Source organism: Paraburkholderia sp. EG304 (genome assembly GCF_046543485.1).
Classification (GTDB): Bacteria; Pseudomonadota; Gammaproteobacteria; order Burkholderiales; family Burkholderiaceae; genus Paraburkholderia; species Paraburkholderia youngii.
Window position 1 is genome coordinate 53,741 of record NZ_JBKGUA010000041.1, and the last position, 7,665, is coordinate 61,405.

Sequence of the window (7,665 nt, forward strand, 5' to 3'; positions counted from 1 at the left end):
TACATGAAACCCGCGCCGAAAAAAATTCATTTTCATATTTGAGGGTTTTCACCGACCGAGGCCCTTCAGGCAAGGAGTTCAACATCCGCGATATGCTGCGCCCCGAGGAAAATGCATTTTCATCGGGGCGACCGGAAGCTTTCAACGCGCGCCTGGCGCCGCGCTCAACACGCCGCCGCGCTCCGCTCGGGAATGTCCATCAGCCGCGCCACCGGCGACATCACGATGATCAGCGCCTGCACCAGAAACGCAAACGCCGCCGCAACCAGACACACGTCGATGCTCCAGCGCGCGCTGAGCGCGGCGCCCAGCAATGCGCCCACCGGCCGCGCGCCATAGGTGGCCGTGCTGATCAGCGCGGACACGCGGCCGATCATCCGTTCGGGCGTGATCGCCTGACGCAGCGTGGTCGAGGCGACGACCCACAGGATCGGTCCCGCGCCGAGCAGGAAGAAACTCGCGAGCGCGAGCCAGAAGGATGGCGCGACGAGCGTCGCGACCATCACGAGCGACGCGAGCAGCCCGCACGACGGCCCGATGATCAGCAGACGGCCGAACGCGACACGCCGCGCGACCGCGGGCGCCGCGAGCGCACCGCACACCATGCCGACGCCGTACGCGCCGAGCGTCACGCCGACCGCCGATGCGTCGAGCCCGAGCCGGTGCACCGCGTACGGCACATAGACCGCCTGCAGGATGAAGAAGCCGAGGTTGAAGAACACGGCGGTCAGCAGGATCGGCAGCAGCAGCGGATCGCGCAGCACGAAGCGGGTGCCGTCGCGCAGCTCCAGCATGAAGTGCCGCCGCGGCGCGGCCGCGCGCGGCGGCTTGCGCAATCCGGCGAGCAACGCGACGGCGAGCGCCGACAATCCCGCCGCGGCGCCATACGCCCAGCCCGCGCCGATCCAGCCGACCAGCACGCCGCCCAGCGCCGGACCCGCCGAATACGCGACGCTGCGCGCCAGTTCGAGCCGGCCGTTCGCGCTTGCAAAGGCTTCGCGCGGCACGATCGACGGCACCAGCGAAGGCGCCGCGACGTTGTAGGCAACCGTGCCCGTCGCGGCGACGAAGCCAAGCGCGGCGAGCAGCGGCAGGTTCAGCGCATGCGTGAGCACCAGCAGCAGCACGCACAGCATCGCGCAGACTCGCACGCTCTCGGCGAGCGTCATCAGCACGCGGCGCGAGCGGCGGTCGGCCCAGACGCCGAGCGGCATCGACAGCAACAGGAACGGCAGCGTCTGCGCGGTTTGCAGCAGACCGGTATCGCGCGCGTTGGCGCCGAGCGCGAACACCGCGACGAGCGGCGCGGCGGCGAGGCTGATCTGCTCGGCCGATTGCGCGCACAGGTTCGACCAGGCGAGGCGCTGGAAGGCGCGGGGCAGTCGTTGCGCGTTGGCCGGCGAAGACGGCGAAGACGTGGTGGCGGACATCGATGCACTCCCGGGATGTGATGTGAGGCGTTCATCGTCGGCGCTTCGGACCTGCGGGGCGCTCCGGTTCTTGCGGTGTTATTCTTCGCTCGCCATGAATCTCGAAAGCATCCTCTTTACCCAAGGTTTCGGTTCGCGCCGCCAGTGCCGCGCGCTGATCGGCGACGGCCGCGTCGGCATCGACGGTGCCATCTGCACCGATGCCGACGCCGATTTCGCTGTCGATCGCGGCGCGTTGCGCTTTAGCGTCGACGGCGTCGAATGGCCGTATCACGAGCACGCGTATCTGCTGCTGAACAAGCCGGTCGGCTACGAATGCTCGCGCGATCCGCAGCATCATCTGAGCGTGTTCAGCCTGCTGCCGCCGCAGTTCGCCGAGCGCGGCGTGCAGTGCGTCGGCCGCCTCGATCAGGACACCACGGGCCTGCTGCTGCTCTCCGACGACGGCAAGTTCGTGCATCAGTTCACGTCGCCGAAACGCAAGGTGCCGAAGCTCTACGTCGCGACCACGCGCCATCCGCTCGATGACGCGCAGCTCGCCGCGCTGCGCGACGGCGTCCTGCTGCACGGCGAGACCAAACCGAGCGCCGCGCTCGACGCACAGACGCGCGGCACCCACACGCTCGCGCTCACCGTGCTCGAAGGCAAATACCATCAGGTCAAGCGGATGATCGCGGCCTCGGGCAACCGCTGCGAGGCGCTGCATCGCGAGCGGATCGGCGGCCTCGCGCTGCCGGCGACGCTCGCGCCCGGCGCATGGCAATGGCTCGACGAAGCGGGCCTCGCGGCGCTGCGGGCCGGGTAAACGACTAGCGCCCAGTGAGCGCCACCTAAGCCCTTGATGCACCGGAGAAAGCCCGCGCACATTGCGGTGCACCGCACATAGGCCGCTGCGTTGCAGCATGCCGTTGCTTACATGTCGCCCTATACTCGTCTAAACAAACGACTACAAAGGTTTCAAGGAGGGGCGCCATGAATATCGACGGGACGATGGCGTTTTCGCGCGCGATGATCGCGTTTATCTGCTTCGCGCTGCTGCTGGTCGGCGGATTGCTGGTCATCATGCGGCGGCGGCACCAGTACCATCCGAACCTGATCGGCGCATTGATCGGCGGCATGCTGTGCTTCCTGTTGCTGGAAGTGCTACCGACGCTGACCTGACGTTGGTTGGACCGCGCGGCTCTTTTTGCGTGGGGCATTGATGCGATGCGACGCAGGTGCTATTTCTGCAGGGCCAGGTGGCCCCGCGAGGCGGCATTTTTTGTTTCTGTTGCTGGCCTAGCCGCCCTTGCCCTTCCCATTCCCCTTCGCTTCGCGCAAGAAATCGTCGACGCTCGGATAGCGCAGACGTACCCCCAATTCCTCCTTCAGACGGCGGTTCACAAGGCGGCGCGACTCGCGCATGAACGACAGCAGCATCGGATCGATCTGCTGTTCGGCCTGCTCGCGCGTGATGCGCGGCGCTCGCGCGAGCCCGAAGGCGTCGGCAACCGCGTCGAAATACTCGCCCATCTTCAGCGACGAATCGTCGGACGCGTGCAGCGCGCGCGCGGGCCGGCCATGCGTGGCGAGACGCACGAGGATCGCGGCGAGGTCGTCGGCGTGGATGTGATTCGTGTAGACGTCGTCGGCATCGACGAGCGCCGGCGTGCGTCTTTCGAGCCGCGCGAGCGGCAGGCGGTTGGCCGCATAGATACCGGGAATCCGCGCGATGCTCACGGCGACGCTGCCTCGCGCGGTCGCGCGCCGCAACTGCCGTTCGGCCGACACGCGACGTTTGGCGCGCGCATTCGCGGGCTGCGTCGCGCGCGTTTCGTCGATCCACGCGCCGCCGCAATCGCCGTAGACGCCCGTCGTGCTTGCGTAAACGACGCGCACCGGAGCCCGCGAAGCGCCGGTCCGGCGCACCCCGTCGGGTACAATAGCGGGTGTTTCAGCGTCCAGACCTGAAGCGCGCGCACGGCGCAGCCGCGCGATCGGCGCTACCGGCGACCTCGCCGCGCTAGCGTTAATGCGGCCCGCTGCACCTAGCGTCGCAAGCAGCGCGCGGGTGCGCCGGTCGTCGTCGCCGGACCTCTGCGGTGGCGCGAGATGCAGCACCGTCGGCGCGAGGCCCGCGAGCCGTTTGAGGCTGCGGCGCGCGTCGAGATCGCCGACGAGCGGCGTCACGCCCGCGGCGCGCAACTCGTCGCAGCACGCGGCATGGCTGGTCAATGTGAAGACATGTGCGCGCGGCCGCAACAGAGGCACGCAGCGCATGCCGACGTCGCCGCATCCTACGATCAGCACGCGCGGCCGGCGGAAATTTCGTGTCGCTTTCATGGTGGGCGCATTGTAGCGGTCACATGCAACAGGTACCGCGCGGTTGATCCGGCGGGTCCGATTTCGATTCAGTTTTTCGATTCCGAACACTTTATGGCATTTAACGTCACGCTCCGGCAAAGCGGCCGGCAGTTTCAGGTAGAACAGGACGAACCGGTGCTCTCCGCAGCGCTGCGTCAAGGCATCGGCCTGCCGTACGGCTGCAAGAACGGCGCGTGCGGTTCGTGCAAGGGCACCGTCGTCAGCGGCGAGGTCGAACAGCGCCCGCACTCGTCGTCGGCGCTGTCGAACGACGAAAAGACCCGCGGCATGGCGCTGCTGTGCTGCGCGACCGCGTGCTCCGATCTCGAAGTCGACATCCGCGAAGTGGCCGGCGTCGGCGACGTGCAGGTCAAGAAGCTGCCGTGTCGCGTGAACGCGATCGAGCGCCGCGCCGACGACGTGATCATCGTGAAGCTGCAACTGCCCGCCAACGAGCGCCTGCAATATCTGGCCGGCCAGTACCTCGAATTCATCCTGAAGGACGGCAAGCGCCGCAGCTATTCGATGGCGAATGCGCCGCACGTCGAAGGCCCGATCGAGCTGCACATCCGCCATATGCCCGGAGGTGCGTTCACCGACCACGTGTTCAACACGATGAAGGAGCGCGACATCCTGCGCTTCGAAGCCCCGCTCGGCACGTTCTTCCTGCGCGAAGACTCGGACAAGCCGATCGTGCTGCTCGCGTCGGGCACCGGCTTCGCGCCGCTGAAGGCGATCGTCGAGCATGCGGTGTTCAAGAACATCACGCGCCCCATGACGCTTTACTGGGGCGCGCGCCGCAAGAAAGACCTGTATCTGCTCGAACTCGCAGAGCAATGGGCGCGCGAGATTCCGAATTTCAAATTCGTGCCGGTGCTCTCCGAGCCCGATGCGGGCGACGCATGGACGGGCCGCACGGGCTTCGTGCATCGCGCGGTGATCGAGGATCTGCCCGATCTGTCGGCCTACCAGGTGTACGCATGCGGCGCGCCGGTGATGGTCGAATCGGCGCTGCGCGACTTCACGCAGCATCACCAGTTGCCGGAAGAGGAGTTCTATGCGGACTCGTTCACGAGCGCGGCCGATCTCGCAAACGCGGTCTGATTGCACGCCGGCAAATTCGCCCTGATGCAGCACCAGTGCAAATTCATGGTTTACACCGGTGCTTTTCTTATCGTATTCTTTCGCGCATGAACCGCACCCAGTCCGAACTCCGACGTCGCCGCTCGCCGCTCCCCTAGGGACGCCGCTGGCTTCGTCACGGACTCGCGCCACACACAAACCTGGGCGCAAGCTGTTCGAATCATGAAAGCCACGGCATGCCGTGGCTTTTCTGCTTTTCCGGCCGCCGTTTTTATTGGCCAAACCGTCACCGTTTCTTCACCCTGCTTTTACCCTTTGCCCTGGAGCCTGCCGACATGAATTTCAATGAGTATCCAATCGATTCGCTGATGTACATCACGAACCGGCCCGAAATCGTTTTCACGCACGGCAAAGGCTCGTGGATTTACGACAACAACGGCAAGCGCTACCTGGATTTCATTCAGGGCTGGGCGGTCAACAGCCTCGGCCACTGCAACGACGGCATGATCGAAGCGCTGAACAGCCAGGCCAAGCTGCTGATCAACCCGTCGCCGGCGTTCTACAACGAGCCGATGGCGAAGCTCGCGGGTCTGCTCACGCAGCACAGCTGCTTCGACAAGGTGTTCTTCGCGAACAGCGGCGCCGAGGCGAACGAAGGCGCGATCAAGCTCGCGCGCAAGTGGGGCAGGAAGTTCAAGGACGGCGCGTTCGAGATCATCACGTTCGACCACAGCTTCCACGGCCGCACGCTCGCGACGATGTCGGCCAGCGGCAAGCCGGGCTGGGACACGATCTACGCGCCGCAGGTACCGGGCTTCCCGAAGGCCGACCTGAACGACATCGCGTCGGTGGAAAAGCTGATCAACGCAAAGACCGTCGCGGTGATGCTCGAGCCGATCCAGGGCGAAGGCGGCGTGATCCCTGCAACCCGCGAATTCATGCAGCAACTGCGCGAGCTGACGAAAAAGCACAACATTCTGCTGATCGTCGATGAAGTGCAAAGCGGCTGCGGTCGCGCCGGCACGCTGTTCGCGTATCAGCTGTCGGGCATCGAGCCGGACATCATGACGCTCGGCAAGGGCATCGGCGGCGGCGTGCCGCTCGCGGCGTTGCTGTCGAAGGCGGAAATCGCCGTGTTCGAAGCGGGCGACCAGGGTGGCACCTACAACGGCAATCCGCTGATGACCGCGGTCGGCTACTCGGTGATCTCGCAGCTGACGGCGCCGGGCTTCCTCGAAGGCGTGCGCTCGCGCGGCGAATACCTGCGCACGAAGCTGCTCGAGCTGTCCGAGGAGCGCGGCTTCAAGGGCGAGCGCGGCGAAGGTCTGCTGCGCGCGCTGCTGCTCGGCAAGGACATCGGGAACCAGATCGTCGAGAAGGCGCGCGAACTGCAACCGGACGGCGTGCTGCTGAACGCCGCGCGTCCGAACCTCCTGCGCTTCATGCCGGCGCTGAACGTGACGACCGAAGAGATCGACCAGATGCTGGCGATGCTGCGCTCGGTTCTCGACTCGCTGTAATCCACTGCGGAGCGTACCGATGACGACGAACACGACGCTGTCGATCCGCCGCTTCGACGCGAGCGATACCGAAGCGGTGATCGCGCTATGGCAGCAGGTGTTTCCTGAGTATCGCGACGTGACGCGACCGCAGCGCAATCCGCGTCTGTCGATTGCGAACAAGCTCGCGACGCAACCGGAACTGTTCTTCGTCGCGGTGCTCGATGGCCGCATCGCCGGCACCGTGATGGGCGGCTATGACGGACACCGCGGCTGGCTGTATTCGCTCGCGGTCGACGCATCGCTGCGACGTCACGGCATCGGCACGCGGCTCGTTGCGCATGTCGAGAGCGAGCTGACGAAGCTTGGTTGTCCGAAGCTGAACCTGCAGGTACTGTCGTCGGCGTCGGCTGAAGTGCGCGCGTTCTACGATGCGCTCGGCTATCGCGCCGATGCGGTGATCAGCCTCGGCAAGCGGCTCGGCCAGTACGCGGACGCAGCCGCGGCGGGTTGATTCACGTCGTACACCTGATTAAAGAAGGCCGCATGCGCTGGTTGGCGCATGCGGCCTTTTTCATTGCTCTCGCACGAGCGGCGCACATATCGGCGGATTCGGACAAATAGCAGATGGCGGGCAGACGGATTGCCTAGAATCGTTTACGCAAGAGGCGACGCCGGGGCTGGAAAAGACGTTCGCGGCGGTTCGCGAAGTTCCCGCGGCGGCTCATGCATCTGAGTCCCAACGCGTTTGAATCCTAAGGGGAATCTTCATGGCGACTTATGTGGTGCTCCTGCAATTCACGGATCAGGGAATCCGCGCGATCAAGAACACAGCGCAGCGAGCCGGGCAGACGGCGGAGATGGCGAAATCTTTTGGCTGCGAAATGAAAGAGATCTACTGGACCTTGGGGGAATACGACATTGTCTCGGTCGTCGAAGCGGTAGACGAGCAGAGTTTCCTCGCCTTCGGCTTCGCGCTCGGCTCGGCCGGCAATGTCCGCTCGCAAACACTGCGTGCGTTCACCAAAGATGAAATCAGTGCGGTTATCGGGAAACTCCCATAATTCCCGCTCTGGTCAGCAAGAAAAAACGCGCCGCACGACGTTGCATCGTGAGGCGCGTTGCAAGAAGAAGGTGTGCGAATAAACGGCACACGTCCAACTCATCAGCTACTTATTCACCCAGGTAAGCGGCCCGAACCTTCGGATCGTCGAGCATCTGTTTCGCGTCGCCCGACATCGTGATCAGACCGGAGTCCATCACGTAGCCACGATTGGCCGCCTGCAGCGCGAGACGCGCGTTCTGCTCGA

General features: G+C 65.0%; 8 protein-coding genes and 1 pseudogene. 6 read left to right on the forward strand and 3 right to left on the reverse strand.

The genetic code is table 11. The annotated features are described in order from the left end of the window. Positions 1–164: 164 nt before the first annotated feature. Positions 165–1,430 carry an MFS transporter gene (locus tag ACLFKU_RS32650; RefSeq protein ID WP_410851867.1) on the reverse strand — a complete coding sequence of 422 codons (1,266 nt, stop codon included), beginning with the start codon at positions 1,428–1,430 and terminating at the stop codon, positions 165–167. Positions 1,431–1,524: 94 nt separating this feature from the next. Here ACLFKU_RS32650 and ACLFKU_RS32655 point away from each other — a divergent pair, with 94 nt between their 5' ends. Both ACLFKU_RS32655 and ACLFKU_RS32660 read left to right on the forward strand, forming a co-directional pair. After that, positions 1,525–2,235, forward strand: coding sequence for a pseudouridine synthase (locus tag ACLFKU_RS32655; protein ID WP_410851868.1), 711 nt, complete (start codon positions 1,525–1,527; stop codon positions 2,233–2,235). A gap of 167 nt (positions 2,236–2,402) precedes the next feature. Then, entirely contained in the window at positions 2,403–2,591 is a 189-nt protein-coding gene (locus ACLFKU_RS32660; protein WP_176124444.1) for a hypothetical protein, read from the forward strand. 117 nt (positions 2,592–2,708) lie between these two features. Here ACLFKU_RS32660 and ACLFKU_RS32665 read toward each other — a convergent pair whose 3' ends face one another. Continuing rightward, complete coding sequence (locus tag ACLFKU_RS32665) at positions 2,709–3,752, reverse strand: NAD-dependent epimerase/dehydratase family protein (RefSeq protein WP_410851869.1); 1,044 nt, start codon at positions 3,750–3,752, stop codon at positions 2,709–2,711. Between the two features lie 93 nt (positions 3,753–3,845). On the opposite strand from ACLFKU_RS32665, the gene ACLFKU_RS32670 reads away from it, so the two are divergent. From ACLFKU_RS32670 to ACLFKU_RS32685, 4 genes are all read left to right on the forward strand, one after another. Next, positions 3,846–4,877: a CDP-6-deoxy-delta-3,4-glucoseen reductase gene (locus tag ACLFKU_RS32670; RefSeq protein ID WP_410851870.1), complete on the forward strand. Its 1,032-nt coding sequence runs from the start codon at positions 3,846–3,848 to the stop codon at positions 4,875–4,877. A 314-nt stretch (positions 4,878–5,191) separates the two neighbouring features. Next, the gene (locus ACLFKU_RS32675) at positions 5,192–6,376 is read left to right on the forward strand and encodes an acetylornithine transaminase (protein ID WP_410851871.1); all 1,185 of its coding nucleotides are present in this window, start codon (positions 5,192–5,194) and stop codon (positions 6,374–6,376) included. A 19-nt stretch (positions 6,377–6,395) separates the two neighbouring features. After that, on the forward strand, positions 6,396–6,869 hold the full coding sequence (locus ACLFKU_RS32680) for a GNAT family acetyltransferase (protein ID WP_410851872.1): 474 nt from the start codon (positions 6,396–6,398) through the stop codon (positions 6,867–6,869). A gap of 256 nt (positions 6,870–7,125) precedes the next feature. Beyond that, positions 7,126–7,419 (forward strand): GYD domain-containing protein, encoded by a 294-nt coding sequence (locus ACLFKU_RS32685; RefSeq protein ID WP_368584990.1) that lies wholly within the window; start codon positions 7,126–7,128, stop codon positions 7,417–7,419. Between the two features lie 109 nt (positions 7,420–7,528). Here ACLFKU_RS32685 and ACLFKU_RS32690 read toward each other — a convergent pair. Continuing rightward, positions 7,529–7,665, reverse strand: a pseudogene (locus ACLFKU_RS32690) (ABC transporter ATP-binding protein); the annotation flags it as partial.